At 46.5% G+C, this 269-nt stretch carries 1 protein-coding gene; it reads left to right on the top strand.

The genetic code is table 11. The features are described from left to right. Positions 1-269: hypothetical protein (locus tag BJI48_RS09560; RefSeq protein WP_180763118.1), on the top strand; the 269-nt coding region annotated here is incomplete at both ends.

Below are 269 nucleotides of genomic sequence, written 5' to 3'. Positions count from 1 at the left end.
CAAAGGCGATACGGGGGCGTATAATAATGGTGATACCAACTCTGCTATCCAATCCCTTGATCAAGGTGCTTCTACCACCCTCACCCTCAATTCTGGCGCTCTCCAAGATGGCAACATCACCAACCAAAAAGGCACAATGACCATCACATCTCATAACGCCACCATCAATGGGGATATTAACAATTCGGGTGGCACTACGACTATCACAGCCAATGCCACGACTATCAAGGGTTCTATCACTTCAGCAAGTAATCTCACCTTAAATCTTG

The organism is Helicobacter sp. 11S02596-1 (genome assembly GCF_002272825.1).
Lineage (GTDB): Bacteria > Campylobacterota > Campylobacteria > Campylobacterales > Helicobacteraceae > Helicobacter_J.
Note: the sequence above shows the minus strand (reverse complement) of the source record. Positions and strands in the feature narration are given on the sequence as shown.